The organism is endosymbiont of Euscepes postfasciatus (assembly GCF_004296535.1).
Taxonomy (GTDB): Bacteria; Pseudomonadota; Gammaproteobacteria; order Enterobacterales; family Enterobacteriaceae; genus Nardonella.
Genome location: NZ_AP018159.1, coordinates 108,406 through 125,207 on the forward strand (window position 1 = coordinate 108,406; position 16,802 = coordinate 125,207).

Consider the following 16,802-nt stretch of genomic DNA (forward strand, 5'->3'; position numbering starts at 1 on the left):
TTTTTAAAAACTGAAATATAAAAAATATTAAATTTTTTTTTTACGATATAAAATAAAAATAAAAAATATTTAATTTTTTTTAAATATATTTATCTTAATAATATATTATTATTTATATATATATATTTAAATAAATATTTATTTTTTTTTTTTAAAATAAAATATTATTTATTTTATAAATTTATTATAAAATAATTTTTTAATATATGATTAAAAAATATTTATTTTATATAATTATATTATATCTTAAAAAAATATTTTTATTTAAATTATATCAAATAATAAAGTCTATTATAACTTATAATTATTAAAATTAATATGTGTAAAAAAGTTTTAATAGCAATGTCTGGAGGAGTTGATTCATCAGTTTCAGCATATTTGCTAAAGCAAAAATATATAGTAGAAGCTATTTTTATAAATAATTGGAATTTTAACATATGTAATAATTCAAAAGATTTATTAGATGTTATAAATATAACAAATAATATATTGAAAATAAAATTACATATATTAGATTTTTCTAAAGAATTTTGGGAAAAGGTATTTATAAAAACTATAAAAGAATATAAAAAAGGCAAAACTCCTAATCCAGATATTTTATGTAATAAATATGTTAAATTTAATAAATTAATAAAATTTATGAAAAGTATAAAATTTGACTATATATCTACTGGTCATTATGTTAAATTAAAATTTATTAATAATAAATATTTTTTAAAAAAATCAAAAGATTTATATCAAGATCAGAGTTATTTTTTATATTCATTAAATCAAAAAATATTAAAATATTGTATATTTCCTTTAGGAGATATGACAAAATATAATGTAAGAAAATTAGCTAAAAAAAATAAATTATTTAATTATAATAAACCAAGTTCTACTGGAATATGTTTTATAAATAATAAAAATTTTAAAAAATTTATATCAAAATACATAGAAAAAAAATATGGAAAAATATTAACATTAGATAATAAATATATTGGAAACCATGATGGACATTATTATTATACTATAGGACAAAGAAAAGGATTAAACTTAGGTGGTATAAAAAATTATAATTCAAAACCTTGGTATATAATAAAAAAAGATTGTAAAAAAAATATTTTATATGTATCACAAAATAAAAATTTAAACTTTTTATATAAAGGATTAATTGTAAAAAATATAGATTGGATATTTTTTAAATCAAATTTTTTAAGTATTAAAATTACCGCTAAAATAAGATATAGTATAAATTGTATAAGTTGTAAATTATATATTATAAATAAAAATTATTTAATTATAATTTTTGATAATTTAAATGGAATAGTTGTTCCAGGACAATCTGTTGTTTTTTATATTAATAATTACTGTATAGGAGGTGGAATAATACATAAAGAAATTTTATAAAATATCTCCTAAGTATTTTCCACCTAATAAATGTATATGAAAATGAAAAATTTTTTGACAAGCATCTTTATTACAATTTGATATTAATCTATAACCAGTTTCTGATATTTTATATAATTTAGAAATTCTAGAAGCAATATAAAAACAATGGCCTATTATAATTCTATCTTTATAATTAATATCATTTATAGTTTTTATTTTTTTATTAGTAACTATCAGTAAATGTATAGGAGCTAATGGATATTTATCTTTAAAAATTGTTATTAATTTATCTTGAAATACTATTTCTGAATATATTAATCTATTAATTATTTTATAAAAAATATCATTATTATTATTTTTAATCATTTTTAGTTTTAAATATATATTTATCTAATAATAAAATATTATATAATAAAATATTATTTTTTATATAAGAATTAATATCTAAATAATATTTATCATAAATAATAAAATTATTTAATATTATAAATAAAGAATCAATATTCATCTTTTTTGATAATTTATATATTAACCTAAATTTATCTTTATTAAATTTTAATTTAATATTTAATTTAAAATAGATTACATCTATAATTATAAGAATAAATAATTTTAATATAAAATCCTCTTTATTTTGTAAAAAAAAATTAAATAAATTATCAATTTTCTTTTCTTTTAAAAAAAAATTGATATTATAAAATAATTCATTTCTTTTATTTTTAAATTTTTTTATTATATTAAATATATTAAAAATAGATTTTTTTTCTAAATTATTTATTATTTTCATTTCTATTTTATTTATAAAAAATTTTTTTTTTAAAAAATTAAATATTTTTTTTTTATCTAAATTACTAATATAGATTTTATATGATTTATTTAAAATATATAAATTAAAATTTTCTAATTTTAATATTTTAAATATAAATAATATATTTTTTTTATTTAAATATTTAGATATAATAATTAAATATTTAAAATTTATATTTGAAGTATTTATATAAATTAATATTTTTTTATATTGATAAATATATTTATATAAATTATAAATTTCTGATTCATTTTTGTAATCTAAATTTAATATAATATAATTATTATTAACATTATCTGTATTTTTTTTTAAACAATTATTACATAAATTACAATATGTATTATTATTTTTATTAATACATATGAACCATTTAACTATTTTTTTAAATAAAATTAATCCATCATAATTAGAATTTAAAACCAATATAATAGAGTTTATATTATATTTTGAAATTACATAGATAATATTATTATATGTATTTTTATAAAAATTAAAATTTATATTCACAAAATATTATATATATATTTTATTTATTTAAAATTTTATTTAAATAATTTTTAATTTCATAGAAATTATCTAATTTATCTACATATTCATCTGGTATCACTATATTAAATTCATCTTCTATATCCATAATTATTTCTATTATATCTAATGAATCTATATTTAATTCTTTTTTAAAAGATTTTATTAAAATTAATTTATCATGAGTTATATTAAATTTATTTGATATAATATTTTTTATTTTTTGTTCTATTTTATTCATTAAATTTTTAATATTGATTTGTTTATTATTTTTTTTTTAAATTTAATAATTTATTTTTATAAAATCCATTTTTTGTTATTCTATGATATATATGATATTCTCCAGTATATATATTTTTTAATATATTTTTAAAAATATACTTTTTATTAGATCTTCTCATACCTATTTTTGATTTTGTTTTTTTTCTTTTTTGAACAGCCATAATTATAATTGTGATATTTTTTTTATAAAATCAGATAATTTATTATCTAATGGTGAATTAATTTCTATTACTTTATTATATATTGGATGAATAAATTTTATGTAAGTTGAATGTAAAAACATTCTTTTTAATCCATATTTTAAAACAATTTTATTATAATTTTTATTTCCATATATATTATCCATAACTATTGGATTTCCAATAAAACTTGTATGAATTCTTATTTGATGAGTTCTTCCAGTTATAGGAATTGCTTCTATTAAAGTCATATCTTTAAAATATTTTATTACATTTATTTTAGTTATAGATTTTTTACCTAAATGATTACTTATAATAGATTTTTTTTTTTTACTTATTTTATCTATAAAAGTATGTATTGGTAATCTAATTATATTATTTTTTATATTCCATGCTCCATATACTAATGCTATATATTTTTTAAATATGGAATTTTCATTAAATAAAAAATTTATTTTTTTTAAAATAGATAAATTTTTAGATATTATTAATATTCCAGATGAATTTTTATCTAATCTATGAACCAAATTATAATTATTATTATATACTGATTTTATATAAGAAATTATATTAAATGTATTACTTAATCCATTATGAACTGATATTCCATGAGGTTTATTTATTATTAATAAATATTTATCTTCATAAAGTATTTTATTTTTTATAAATTCTTTATCATTATATTTAATATAAGAATATTTTTTTTTATTAAATAAATTATAAATTATATCTAATTTATCATTAATTTGTAATTTATAATCTGGTTTTACAATACTATTATTTATTTTTACATAACCTTTTCTTATAATTTTATATATTAATGATTTAGGAACATTTTTATAATTTGAAAAAAACCAATTATCTATTCTTCTATTTAAATCTATATATTTAATATTAAAAAATTTCATTGTTAATAAATATTAAGAAATATTTTTATTGAATTTATAAAAAATCTTATAGATAATATATTCTATATTAATAAATATAACAATATTTTTATACTTACCTTTTAATTTCATAAAATTATTTTAAAAAATTTTTTATATTAAATTTGCATTATTTTATTTTAATAAAATTTTTTTAAATTTATGAAAAAAATGTTAATTGATACAAGCAATGAAGAAGAAATAAGAGTAGCTCTTATAAATGATAATTGGTTATATGATTTATATATAGAAAATTATAATAATAAACAAAAAAAAAATAATATATATAAAGGTAAAATAGAACATATAGAAAATAGTTTAGAATCCGTATTTGTTAATTATGGTTATGAAAAACATGGATTTTTATCATTAAAAAATATATCAGACGATTATTTTATAAAAAAAGATACTAAAACAATAAATAGAAATATAAATAATTTGTATAAAGGTCAGGATTTATTAGTTCAAGTTATAAAAGAAGAAAGATTTAATAAAGGTGCTGTTTTAACTACTTTTATAAGTTTAGTTGGATCATATATAATTTTATTTCCTAATAATTCTAAATCATTTGGTATATCTAAAAGAATTGATAATAAAAATAAAAAAATATTAAAAGAAATATTAAGTCAATTAAAATTTCCTAATAATATGGGATTAATAATAAGAACTTCTTGTGTAGGTAAAATTATAGAAGATATACAGTATGATTTAAATTTAAAAATAAAAAATTGGGAAAAAATTAAAAACATTTATAATAGTATAGATTCTCCTGCAACAATTTGTGAAGAAAATAATATATTAATTAAAATATTTAGAGATTATTTAACTCAAGATATATCTGAAATAATAATTGACAATAAAAGTTTTATAAAAAAATCTAAAATATGCTTAAAGGATTTAGGTAAAAATGATTTTATAAATAAAATAAAATTTTATTTTGGTAATTATAGAATATTTAGTTATCATAATATCGAATCCCAAATAGAAACAGCTTTTAAAAGAAATATTAGATTACCATCAGGAGGGGTTATAACTATAGATACTACAGAAGCTTTGACTGCAATAGATATTAATTCTTCTAAATCAACAAAATGTTTAGATATAGAAGAAACAGCATTTAAAACTAATTTAGAAGCTTCTAATGAAATAGCTAGACAATTAAGATTAAGAGATTTAGGAGGATTAATAATAATTGATTTTATAGATATGTTATGTAAAAAAAATTGTTTAGAGATAGAAAATAATTTTAAAAAGTTTACTTATCAGGATAGAGCTAAAATAAAATTTGGTAATATATCTAAGTTTGGATTATTAGAAATTTCAAGACAAAGATTAACAAATTCTTTAAATGAATCTAATTATTATATTTGTCCTAGATGTAAAGGAAATGGATTTATAAGAAATAATAGATCTTTATTATATTTAATCTTAAGATTAATAGAAGAAGAATCATTAAAAGAAAATACTAAAGAAATCCATGTAATAGTTCCTATATTAATTGGGACTATTTTATTAAATGAAAAAAGAAAGAATATAAATGAAATAGAAGAAAAAAGATCTAATTTAATTAAAATAATAATAATTCCATATGATAAAATAAAAACTCCTAATTATATAATAACAAGAATAAAAAATGGAGAAGAAAAAAATATATTTAGTTATTTAATACCTTATATTTATAAAAAAAATATTAAACATTTTAAATATAAAAATACAAATAATTTAATAAATAATAATTTTTTAAATGAAAATATGACTAAAATAAATAATATAAATAAAATAAAAAATATATACTATTTAATAAAAAATTATATTTTTAATTTTATAAACAAGATTAAAAATATTATATTAAAAAAATTTTTATATAAAAGAAATAATTATATTTATAGAAATAAAAAATCTTTTAAAAAAAGAAATTTTTATTTTTTTAAAAAAAATAAAAAAATTAATAAAAAATAGAGGAGTAGAGATTCGAACTCTAGAATATCAAAAGATATTTACGGTTTTCAAGACCGTTGCTTTAAACCACTCAGCCACTCCTCTATAATTTATAAAAAATATTTAAACATTTAAATATATATTATAATTTGTATATTAACATTTTTTAAAAAAAAAATAAATAAAAATATGAAACATATATTATTGATCAAAAATATACTTAATAATTATAATAGATTTTTAGATAAATATATAAATATATACGGTTGGGTAAAAAACAAAAGAGATTTTAAAAAAAAATCAATTTTTATTGATGTTAATGATGGATCTTCATTAAATTGTATACAAATAATAATAAATAATGAACTAATTAAAAAAGAATTATCTATAGGATCTTCTATTAAAATTTTTGGTAAATTAATTAAATCTAAAGGACATAAACAAAAAATCGAACTAATAGCAAAAAAAATAAATATATTAGGAATAGTATATAATTTAAATAAATATCCATTATCATCAAAAAAACATAGTTTTGAATATTTAAGAGAAATAACTCATTTAAGATCTAGAACTTATATTTTTAATTCAATTTCTAGAATAAGAAATAATATTTTTTACTATATTCATAAATTTATGAATAAGTATAATTTTTTATGGATTCCAACTCCAATAATAACTAAATTTGATACAGAAGGTTCTAGTGATATGTTTATTATAGACAGAACTTTAAAAAATAATAAAAATTTTTTTGGAAAAAAAGCTTTTTTAACAGTATCTGGACAATTAAATCTTGAATCTTATGCTTGTTCAATGTCAAAAGTATATTCATTTGGTCCTGTTTTTAGAGCAGAAAAATCAAATACAAAAAAACACTTAGCTGAATTTTGGATGTTAGAATTAGAAATATCATTTTTTAATTTATATAAAATAATAAATTTTTCTGAATTTTTTATAAAAAAAATATTTAAAGAAATTTTAAATAAAAATTATAAAGATATTGAATATATAAATAATAAAATTAATAAAAATTCTATAAAAAAAATAGAACAATATATAAATAATAAATTTATAATATTGGAATATTCTAATATTATAAATTTATTAAATAAAAATAAATTTAATATTAAATGGGGAGAAAATATAACTTCTTATCATGAAAAATTTTTATTAGAAAAATTTAAATTACCTATTTATTTAATAAAATATCCATATATAATGAAACCATTTTATGTAAAAAGATGTAATAAAAAATTATCATTATCTATGGATTTAATATTTCCTGAAATAGGAGAAATAATAGGTGGATCAGAGCGTGAAAATAGATTACATATTTTACAAAAATCAATGAAATTAAATAATATTAAAAATAAATATTATGAAGATATAAGAAAATATGGTAGCGTTATACATTCAGGTTTTGGAATGGGATTAGAGAGATTGATATTATTAATAACAGGAATTGAAAATATAAGAGATGTATCTGCATTTCCAAGATTTCCTGATAATATAAATTTTTAAAAAAAAATTAAAAAATTTTATTTTCTATACCAAATTCTGATGAGTTTATAATTATATCAGGATTTTTATTTGAAAAAATACTATTTTCTATTACTCCTGGTATACTATTTAAATAAATTTCTAAAAATTTTGGATTTTCTATATTTAAATTATATATATCTATTATTAAATTTCCATTGTCACTTATAAAATTATTTCTTAATATACATTTACCATTTATATCATTTATTTTTTTATATATAAATTTTATAGATGAATTTATAATTTCTATAGAAATAGGAGATTTATATCCTATAAATTGAACTTTTTTAGAATCATCTGTTATACATATAAATTTTTTAGATAAATTTAACATTATTTTTTCATTTGTAAATGAACCATTTTTACCATTAAGTATATTCATATTATTATCTATTTCATCTACACTACTTATATATAAATCTATATAATCTACATCTTCTAATTTATTAAAATTTATTTTATAATCTTTAAATTTATTAATTATATTTAATGAACTAGATACACAATTTAATTTATTACCAATATTATTTTTTTTTTCTATTAATTTAATAAGTTCAATAGTAAAATTATCATAAGCTATTCCCAAAATAATATCAGATTTTATATGTTTTAAAGTTTCTAATAATAATTCATTTATATTTAACATTTTTTATAAAATTTAGTTTTTTATATTATCTATTAAAATATTATATCATTAAAATAAAATATTATTTTATATTATAATTTAAAATAATATATATATTTTATATATAATAATTTATGTAAAATATTTAATAATAGGTATATTAAAATTTTCAATAAATTTAAATAATGTATAACTATCTATATAATAAAAATATATTTTTTTTATATAATTAAATTTTTTTAAAGAAATAAAATTACTATATCCAACAATAATAGATTTTAAATTTTTATTTTTAGATATATTATCTAAAATTAATTTTGTTCCATTAGAAAAATTAGATATTTCAAATATTCCAATAGATCCTATCCATAATAATATATCAATATTTTCTATATTATCAATAATATTTTTTATATATTTGGATCCTAAATCTACAATTATATCATTACTATTTATATTATTTATTAATTTATTTTTACATATAGAATTTTTAGATATATTTATAGAAGTTTTAACATCATTTGGCAAAATAATATTATTTAAATCTTCTAATGAATTATTTTTATTATTATTATCATTTATATCATAATCTATAATTGATTTACCTATTTTATAATTATTAAATAATAATAAATCATTAGCTATAACACCACCTATAAATATTTTATAAGATATAATAGAAATTTTTTTTATAAAAAGTATTTTTTTATTTATATTACATCCTCCTATAATAGAAACTATTTTTCTATTTTGATTAAAAATTGTATATAAATTATTTGCTTTTTTATAAAAAGATAATCCACAACATGAAATTTTTGCAAATTTTGCTACTCCATATGTTGATGAATGAAACATAAAAGAATAAGAAAAAGAGTCCATAACAAATATATCACATAAACTTGCATATTTTTTAGATAAATTTTCATTATTTTTTATTTCTCCATTATTAAACATAACATTTTCTAATAAATAAATTTCATTTTTTTTAACATTTATATTTTTTTTATATAAATAATTTTTTATTAAATTTATTTTTACTTTTAATTTTTTTTCTAAATATTTTTTTATTATTTCTAAAGAAAATAATGGAAAATATTTATTATAATTATCTCCAAGATTAGAAAATATAATAATATACGCTTTATTAGACAAAGCATATTTAATTGTTTCTAATGAATCCAATATTTTAATGTCTGATAAAATTTTATTATTTTTTATTGGAACATTAAAATCTGACCTTATAAGTAATATTTTGTTGTTTATTTTTATATCTTTTATACTCAACATATTTTCCTATAAAAATTAAAATTTATTTTTTTGTATATATATATAATAAATATTATTATTTTTTAATATACTTTTTTTTTCAAAATTTGTATTTATAAATATATTTTTATAACAAATTATATTTTTTATAAAAAAATTTAATTTATCTAATAAATAATTAAAATTATCTAATATATACTCAAAATAATTTAATGAATCTGTTATTATATGTATAGTACCATTAAATTCTAATATTTTTAAAAGTTGTTTTATAAATATTTTATTTATTAATCTTCTTTTTTTATGTTTATTTTTATTCCATGGATCTGGAAAAAATATTCTTATTTCATAAATAGAATTATTTTTTATATATTTAGAAATTATTTTTTTTGCATCACATTTTATTATTTTAATATTATTTATTTTATATAAATTAATATTTTTAATAAAATTACCTATTCCAAATAAATAATTATCTATTCCTAAAAAGTTATTTTCTTTTTTATTAATAGAATCTTTTATCATATATGATCCATTTCCAAAACCTATTTCTAATATAATTTTATTGTTTTTATTTAAAAAAAAATTATTTAAATTATTTTTTTTTTTATATTATTAATAGATATTTTTTGTATAAATTTTTTTATATAATATTTTTGAGATTTGGTAATTCTATTTCTCATATCATTTTAATTTAATTTGAAAAAACAAATTTGTATTTTATAGATTATTTATTTTTTTTATTAATAATATAGAATTATTTTATAATATTATTTAAAAAAAATTTTTTAATTGTAATAAAATATTTTCTACTATTTTACATTTTTTAAAATTTATAAAATAAAAAGAATATTATGTATAAAACTTTTATAATTGTTATAAATTTGATGTATATTACAATGAAAATATCAAATAGTATTAATAATTATAAATTATATTATACTAGTTTAATAAGTATAAATAAATTCAAAAAATATAATTATTATATATGGAAAGAATTTTCAATTGATGATGACTCTTTTGTTACATATAAAAATAATTTTTTAATTAGAAATTATATTGATTTAAATAATAAAAATATAACAATAAATTGTATATGTAAAAATAAAAAAATAGCATTAAAAATTATTACAAATGAAATAAAAAATATATTTTCATTAAAAAATATATTATATTATTTTTATAATAAAAAAATTAATATAGATAGATATATATATATTAAAAGTTTTTTATTAGACTATTCAGATTATTTAGAAAATATTAAAAATAATTTAGAAAAATTTACTGAAATTCTATTAAGTAAAAAAATTTACTATATTAGAAGTAATGGTAAAAATATGTATACGTTAAAAATTAATTTAATAAAAAATATAGATAATAAAAACGATTTAATAAATATTATTAAATTAATATCAAATAAATATAATATAGATTATTTATTAATACTATCAATTATAAAAGCTGAATCTAATTTTAATAAATTTGCTATTAGTAAATATGGAGCTATTGGATTAATGCAAATAATAGAAAACAAATCATGTGCAGATGTTTTAAAAGTATTTAATAAGAAAAAAAAAATAAGTGTAGAATGTTTATTTAATGAAAAAAATAATATAGATATGGGTGTTGCATATATATATATATTAAAGAATATTTATTTAAGTAAAATAAAAAATTTAATATCATTAAGATATTTAATAATATCTTCATATAATGGAGGCACTAATTCTATATTAAAAATTTTTTCTAATGATTTTAATGAATCAATAAATATAATAAACAATATGAGTAATGATGATGTATATAATTTTATTATAAATCATCATCCATCTGAAGAAACTAAAAAATATTTAAAAAAAGTTAATAGATTATATATTAATTATAAAAATTTAGAATTCAATAAAAAATTATGTATTTAAAAAAAAATATTAATAAAAATTTTTTTGATGTAATAGTTATAGGTGGAGGGCATTCTGGAGTAGAAGCTTCTAATGCGTCTTCTAAGATGGGATGTAAAACATTATTAATAACAAATAATATTGATTCTATAGGACAAATGTCATGTAACCCTTCAATAGGAGGAATAGGTAAAAGTCATCTTGTTAAAGAAATAGATGCATTAGGCGGAATAATGTCAATGGCTATAGACAGATCTGGTATACAATTTAGAAAATTGAATACTAGTAAAGGATTAGCTGTTCAATCTACTAGAGCTCAAGCTGATAGATATATATATAGTAGAGAAGTAAAAAAAATATTATTTAGTAACAAAAATTTATATGTATTTCAAGATAAAGTTATAAAGTTATTAATAAATAATAATAAAATAAATGGTATATCTACTGTATTAGGGTTTAATTTTTTTTCTAAATCTGTTATTTTATGTTTAGGAACTTTTTTAAATGGATTTATATATATAGGAACAAAATTTAAATATAAAGGTGGAAGATCTAATGATATATCATCTACATATTTATCTAATCAATTAAAAGAAATATTTCCATTTTCTATAAATAAGTTAAAAACAGGAACTCCACCTAGATTAGATTTAAAAACTATAAATTTTAATAAGTTAAATTTTCAAAAAAGCGATTATCCTATACCAATGTTTTCTTTTATTAAACAAAATAATAATTTAAAAAAAATATATTGTTATATAACATATACAAATGAAAATACACATAATATAATATATAAAAATCTACATTATAGTCCAATGTATACAAATAAAATATGTAGTATAGGACCAAGATATTGCCCATCTATAGAAGATAAAATAATAAAATTTAAAGATAAAAAAAGTCATCATATATTTTTAGAACCTGAAAGCTTATTTAGTAATGAAATATATCCAAATGGAATATCTACTAGTTTACCTATAAATATTCAATTTAAAATAATAAAATCTATAAAGGGATTAGAAAAATGTAGAATAACAAGACCAGGATATGCTGTAGAATATAATTTTTTAGACCCTAAAAATCTTTATTATACATTAGAAAGCAAAATTATATCTGGATTATTTATATCTGGGCAATTAAACGGTACAACAGGATATGAAGAAGCTGCTTCTCAAGGAATTATATCTGGCATAAATGCTGCATTATTTTCTAAAAATATGGAATCTTGGTATCCAAAAAAAGAATATTCTTATATAGGATTAATGATAAAAGATTTATGTGATAATGGAGTTATTGAACCATATAGAATGTTTACATCTAGGTCTGAAAATAGATTTTTTTTAAGAGAAGATAATGCTGATATGAGATTAACAAAATATGGGTATAATTTAGGTTTAATTAATGAGTTTAGATGGAAAATTTTTGTTAATAAAAAAAATAATATATTAAATGAAAAAAACAGACTAAAAAATTTAAATATAGATATAAAAAAAATTAATAATAAAATTAATAAAAAAATAAATATAGAAAAAAAAGAAATAAATGCATTTGAATTATTAAAATTAAATGAAATATCTTATAAAGATATATTAAATATAATAGATTACACTTATAATAAGAATAAAAATTATATTGAAGAAATTTATAAATTAATAGAAATAGATATAAAATATGAATATTTTATATTAAAACAAAAAAAAGAAGTTGATATAAAAAATAAATTTTTAAAAATGTTAATACCTAAAGATATAAATTATAACAATATATCTGGATTATCTAATGAATCAAAATATTTATTATATAAATACAGACCAAATAATATAGAAGATATATTAAAAATACCAAATATAACATCATCATCTATTTTTATATTAATTATTTGGATTAAAAATAATAGAAAATGAAATTTATTTCTATAAAAAAAATTCATAGTTTTAGATTAAATTCTAAAGCTAAAAAAATAATAAAAATACATTCTGTTATAGATTTAATTAATATATATAATATGTTAATTATTAAAAAAATAAATTTTATAATTATAGGGAATGGAACTAATACTATTTTTTTAAACAATTTTAATGGAATTATTATAATAAATAAAATATTAGGAATAAAAAATAAAAGTGATAAAATAAATTGGAAATTACATATAAACTCTGGAGAAAATTGGAATAAAATAATTAAATATACTTTAAAAAATAAAATATTTGGATTAGAAAATCTTGCTATGATACCTGGGAAAATTGGTTCTGCATCAATATATAATATAGGAGCTTATGGTTCTGAATTTAAAAATTTTTGTGAATATGTTGACATATTAAATTTAAAAAATAATAAAATAATAAGATTTAGTAATAAAGATTGTAAATTTTCATATAGAAATAGCATATTTAAAAATAAAAATAATAAAAAAAATATATTTATTTTATCTATAGGATTAATAATTCCTAAAAAATGGAAACCAAATATATCTCATAGTATATTTAATAATAAATATTTTTTTATTAAAAAAAATATAACAGCTAATAAAATATATAATTTTATATGTAAAATAAGAAAAAAAAATATACCTAATTATAATATTTATGGAAATTCAGGAAGTTTTTTTATTAATCCAATAATAAATAAAAAAAAAATTAAATATTTAAAAAAGAAATATAATAATATTCCTTATAGTTTGGAAAAAAAATATAAATACAAAATATATGGTGGATGGCTAATAGAACAATGTGGAATAAAAGGATTAATTATTGAAAATTTTTTTATAAATGATAAAAATTCATTAATAATTATTAATAAAGGAAATTATAATGGATATAATTTAATTTCAATAATAAAAATAATTTATTATATTGTATTAATAAAATTTAATGTAAAATTAGAATTAGAAGTTTTTTTAATACTTAATAATAAATGTATAAATAGTAAAAAAATTTTTACTAATTTTTTAAAATATAATTTAAATTTATTATGTTAAATATAAAATTATCTAAAATAGGTAGAAAAAATAAAATATCTTATAGAATAGTAGTAGCTTCATCTAAATCATCTAAAAATAGTAAATTTATAGAAAAAATAGGTTTTTTTAATCCATTTGATAAAAAAAATCAATTTAATATAAATATTAATAGATTTATATACTGGAAAAAATGTGGATCAAAAATTTCAAATAGAGTTAAATTTATAATAAATAAATTTCATTATTTAAAATAAAAAAATTTTTTAAATATGAAAATTATAATAATAACTATGTTTCCTAAAATTTTTAAAAATATATTTAATTATGGATTAATAAAAAAAGCTATTGTAAACAATATAATAAAATTAATTATTTTAGATTTAAAAAAATTTGTAAGTTTAGGAGAAAAAATAGATAATTATTCATATGGTGGCGGAGGTATGGTTATATCTTGTAATCCATTATACAAATCAATATTAAAAGCTAAAGAAAATAATAAAAAATCAAAAATCATATACCTATCTCCACAAGGAAAAAAATTAAATCAAAATTATATTAATAATTTATCAAAATTTAAATCTATTATAATAATATGTGGTAGATACGAAGGAATAGATGAAAGAATAAAATCTAAAATAGATTATGAAATATCAATAGGAGATTATATATTAAGTGGAGGAGAAATACCTGCAATTGTATTAATAGATTCTATTTCTAGATTAATTCCCAGGAGTAATTAAAAATAAAATATCTATTAATAATGAATCATTTTATAATAATTTATTAGATTTTCCTCATTATACAAGACCATATATTTTTTTAAATATGAAAGTTCCATCTATATTATTATCTGGAAATCATTTTGAAATTTATAAATGGAGATTAAAACAATCATTAATTAATACATGGATAAATAGACCCGATTTAATAAATAAAATAAATTTAAAAAAATTAAAAAAAATATTCTTAAATAATTTTAAGAATTTTATAAATAAATAAAACAACATAATAAATATGAAAAATATCATAAAAAATTTAAATTTGAGTCAATTAAAAAATAATAATTTAAAATTAAAATCTGGATATTTTGTGGATGTTAATTTTTATATAGATTCAAATAAAAAAAAAAATCAAATATTTTCTGGATTAATTATATCTATAAAAAATAAATCTTTTTTAACATCAATAATAGTTAGAAAAATATCCTATAATGTAGGAGTAGAAAAAACATTTTATATTCATGCTCCTAACATAAAAAAAATTGTAATAAATAAAATCAAAAAATATAGAAAATCTAAATTATATTTTTTAAGAAAAATTTCAAGATTATAAATTATATAATTATATAATAATATTACATAAATTAATTAATTGAAATATTAAATTAATTATAGTAATATATATATATAATCAAATTAATTAATTTAAATAAATTATGATAACTAATAAAAATTATTTAGAAAAAAAAATAATAACACCAAAAAAAATTAAAAGTAAATATAAATTAAATTTAAAAAATAAATTAAAAATAATAAATAATAAAAATACAATTTCAGATATTATAAATAAAAAAAATAATAAATTTTTAATTATTTGCGGGCCATGTTCTATAAGTGATTATAAATCTTCTATAGAATATGGGAAAAAATTATATAATTTATATAAAAAAGTAAAAAATTATATATATATAGTAATGAGAACATATTTAGAAAAACCAAGAACTTCAATAGGATGGAAAGGTATTATAAATGACCCATATATTAATAATACAAACAAAATAGAAGATGGAATAATCATATCAAGAAAAATATTAGTAGATTTAATAAAAATTAATATACCAATTGGAACAGAATTGCTAAATCCAATATATTTTAAATATTTTGATGATTTATTTAGTTGGATTTCTATAGGAGCTAGAACTTCAGAATCACAAATTCATAGAGAAATAGTATCATCATTAGATATTCCAACAGGATTTAAAAATAGTTTAGATGGTACAATAAATTCTTCAATAAATTCAATAAAATCTTCTTCAACAAAACACACTTTTATAAGTATAAAAGATGATGGAAAAATATGTTTATTAGATTCCAATGGTAATAATAATACTCATATAATTTTAAGGGGTGGTAAAAATGGTCCAAATTATTACAGTGATAAAATAAATTCTTATATTGATATACTAAAAAAAGAAAATTTAAATAAATCAATTATTATAGATTGTAGTCATGATAATTCTTATAAAAATTATAAATTACAAAAAAAAGTATCAGATAATATTATAGAACAAAAAATAAATGGAAATGAATATATATCTGGAATAATGTTAGAGAGTAATCTTTTTGAAGGAAATCAATACTGTAATTCATTAAATAATTTAAAATTTGGAATATCAATTACAGATTCATGTATTGGTTGGGATGAAACTGAATATATTATTAATAATATATATAAAAAATTAAAAAAAATAAATAAAAAATAAA

Annotated in this window: 16 protein-coding genes, 1 tRNA gene and 2 pseudogenes; 10 read left to right on the forward strand and 9 right to left on the reverse strand. The window is 14.7% G+C overall.

Annotated features, from left to right (window positions below; translation table 11 throughout):
* The first annotated feature begins 318 nt into the window (after window positions 1-318).
* A complete protein-coding gene (gene mnmA / locus NAREPO1_RS00565; RefSeq protein WP_232616963.1) occupies window positions 319-1,389 on the forward strand; it encodes a tRNA 2-thiouridine(34) synthase MnmA in 1,071 nt (356 codons plus the stop codon).
* Here mnmA and NAREPO1_RS00570 read toward each other — a convergent pair.
* The 5 genes from NAREPO1_RS00570 to NAREPO1_RS00590 are packed head-to-tail and all read right to left on the reverse strand — an operon-like array spanning window position 1,384 to window position 4,073.
* Window positions 1,384-1,737, reverse strand: coding sequence for an HIT domain-containing protein (locus tag NAREPO1_RS00570; protein WP_130624072.1), 354 nt, complete (start codon window positions 1,735-1,737; stop codon window positions 1,384-1,386). The two genes, mnmA and NAREPO1_RS00570, sit on opposite strands and share 6 nt — an antisense overlap.
* Window positions 1,730-2,686, reverse strand: a complete 957-nt coding sequence (locus NAREPO1_RS00575; RefSeq protein ID WP_130624073.1) for a DNA polymerase III subunit delta' C-terminal domain-containing protein — start codon at window positions 2,684-2,686, stop codon at window positions 1,730-1,732. The genes NAREPO1_RS00570 and NAREPO1_RS00575 overlap by 8 nt, the downstream gene beginning before the upstream one ends.
* 19 nt (window positions 2,687-2,705) lie before the next feature.
* A complete protein-coding gene (locus NAREPO1_RS00580; protein WP_130624074.1) occupies window positions 2,706-2,945 on the reverse strand; it encodes a phosphopantetheine-binding protein in 240 nt (79 codons plus the stop codon).
* A gap of 25 nt (window positions 2,946-2,970) precedes the next feature.
* Complete coding sequence (gene rpmF, locus NAREPO1_RS00585; RefSeq protein WP_130624075.1) at window positions 2,971-3,147, reverse strand: 50S ribosomal protein L32; 177 nt, start codon at window positions 3,145-3,147, stop codon at window positions 2,971-2,973.
* A gap of 2 nt (window positions 3,148-3,149) precedes the next feature.
* On the reverse strand, window positions 3,150-4,073 hold the full coding sequence (locus NAREPO1_RS00590; RefSeq protein ID WP_130624076.1) for an RluA family pseudouridine synthase: 924 nt from the start codon (window positions 4,071-4,073) through the stop codon (window positions 3,150-3,152).
* A gap of 180 nt (window positions 4,074-4,253) precedes the next feature.
* On the opposite strand from NAREPO1_RS00590, the gene NAREPO1_RS00595 reads away from it, so the two are divergent.
* Window positions 4,254-6,050 (forward strand): Rne/Rng family ribonuclease, encoded by a 1,797-nt coding sequence (locus NAREPO1_RS00595; RefSeq protein ID WP_130624077.1) that lies wholly within the window; start codon window positions 4,254-4,256, stop codon window positions 6,048-6,050.
* On the opposite strand, the gene NAREPO1_RS00600 is transcribed toward NAREPO1_RS00595, so the two are convergent.
* Window positions 6,048-6,134 (reverse strand) — tRNA-Ser (locus NAREPO1_RS00600). The two genes, NAREPO1_RS00595 and NAREPO1_RS00600, sit on opposite strands and share 3 nt — an antisense overlap.
* A gap of 84 nt (window positions 6,135-6,218) precedes the next feature.
* On the opposite strand from NAREPO1_RS00600, the gene asnS reads away from it, so the two are divergent.
* Window positions 6,219-7,547, forward strand: coding sequence for an asparagine--tRNA ligase (gene asnS / locus NAREPO1_RS00605; protein ID WP_130624078.1), 1,329 nt, complete (start codon window positions 6,219-6,221; stop codon window positions 7,545-7,547).
* 7 nt (window positions 7,548-7,554) lie between these two features.
* Here asnS and NAREPO1_RS00610 read toward each other — a convergent pair whose 3' ends face one another.
* The 3 genes and pseudogenes from NAREPO1_RS00610 to trmB form a co-directional block, all read right to left on the reverse strand.
* The gene (locus NAREPO1_RS00610) at window positions 7,555-8,214 is read right to left on the reverse strand and encodes a ribose-5-phosphate isomerase A (RefSeq protein WP_130624079.1); all 660 of its coding nucleotides are present in this window, start codon (window positions 8,212-8,214) and stop codon (window positions 7,555-7,557) included.
* Between the two features lie 111 nt (window positions 8,215-8,325).
* Window positions 8,326-9,480 (reverse strand): phosphoglycerate kinase, encoded by a 1,155-nt coding sequence (gene pgk / locus NAREPO1_RS00615; RefSeq protein ID WP_130624080.1) that lies wholly within the window; start codon window positions 9,478-9,480, stop codon window positions 8,326-8,328.
* Window positions 9,481-9,495: 15 nt separating this feature from the next.
* Window positions 9,496-10,050: pseudogene (gene trmB / locus NAREPO1_RS00620) on the reverse strand (tRNA (guanosine(46)-N7)-methyltransferase TrmB); the annotation flags it as partial.
* 263 nt (window positions 10,051-10,313) lie between these two features.
* Between trmB and NAREPO1_RS00625 the strand changes: the two are divergent.
* The 7 genes and pseudogenes from NAREPO1_RS00625 to NAREPO1_RS00655 all read left to right on the forward strand — a co-directional run bounded on the left by NAREPO1_RS00625 (window position 10,314) and on the right by NAREPO1_RS00655 (window position 16,801).
* Window positions 10,314-11,378, forward strand: coding sequence for a transglycosylase SLT domain-containing protein (locus tag NAREPO1_RS00625; RefSeq protein ID WP_130624082.1), 1,065 nt, complete (start codon window positions 10,314-10,316; stop codon window positions 11,376-11,378).
* A complete protein-coding gene (mnmG, locus tag NAREPO1_RS00630) occupies window positions 11,369-13,264 on the forward strand; it encodes a tRNA uridine-5-carboxymethylaminomethyl(34) synthesis enzyme MnmG (protein WP_130624083.1) in 1,896 nt (631 codons plus the stop codon). Before NAREPO1_RS00625 ends, mnmG begins: the two co-directional genes overlap by 10 nt.
* The gene (gene murB, locus NAREPO1_RS00635; protein ID WP_130624084.1) at window positions 13,261-14,337 is read left to right on the forward strand and encodes a UDP-N-acetylmuramate dehydrogenase; all 1,077 of its coding nucleotides are present in this window, start codon (window positions 13,261-13,263) and stop codon (window positions 14,335-14,337) included. The genes mnmG and murB overlap by 4 nt, the downstream gene beginning before the upstream one ends.
* Window positions 14,331-14,573, forward strand: a complete 243-nt coding sequence (gene rpsP / locus NAREPO1_RS00640; protein ID WP_130624085.1) for a 30S ribosomal protein S16 — start codon at window positions 14,331-14,333, stop codon at window positions 14,571-14,573. The genes murB and rpsP overlap by 7 nt, the downstream gene beginning before the upstream one ends.
* 15 nt (window positions 14,574-14,588) lie before the next feature.
* Window positions 14,589-15,318: pseudogene (gene trmD, locus NAREPO1_RS00645) on the forward strand (tRNA (guanosine(37)-N1)-methyltransferase TrmD).
* Between the two features lie 15 nt (window positions 15,319-15,333).
* Window positions 15,334-15,651, forward strand: a complete 318-nt coding sequence (locus tag NAREPO1_RS00650) for a 50S ribosomal protein L19 (RefSeq protein ID WP_232616959.1) — start codon at window positions 15,334-15,336, stop codon at window positions 15,649-15,651.
* A gap of 103 nt (window positions 15,652-15,754) precedes the next feature.
* Complete coding sequence (locus tag NAREPO1_RS00655) at window positions 15,755-16,801, forward strand: 3-deoxy-7-phosphoheptulonate synthase (protein WP_130624087.1); 1,047 nt, start codon at window positions 15,755-15,757, stop codon at window positions 16,799-16,801.
* Window position 16,802: the final 1 nt, after the last annotated feature.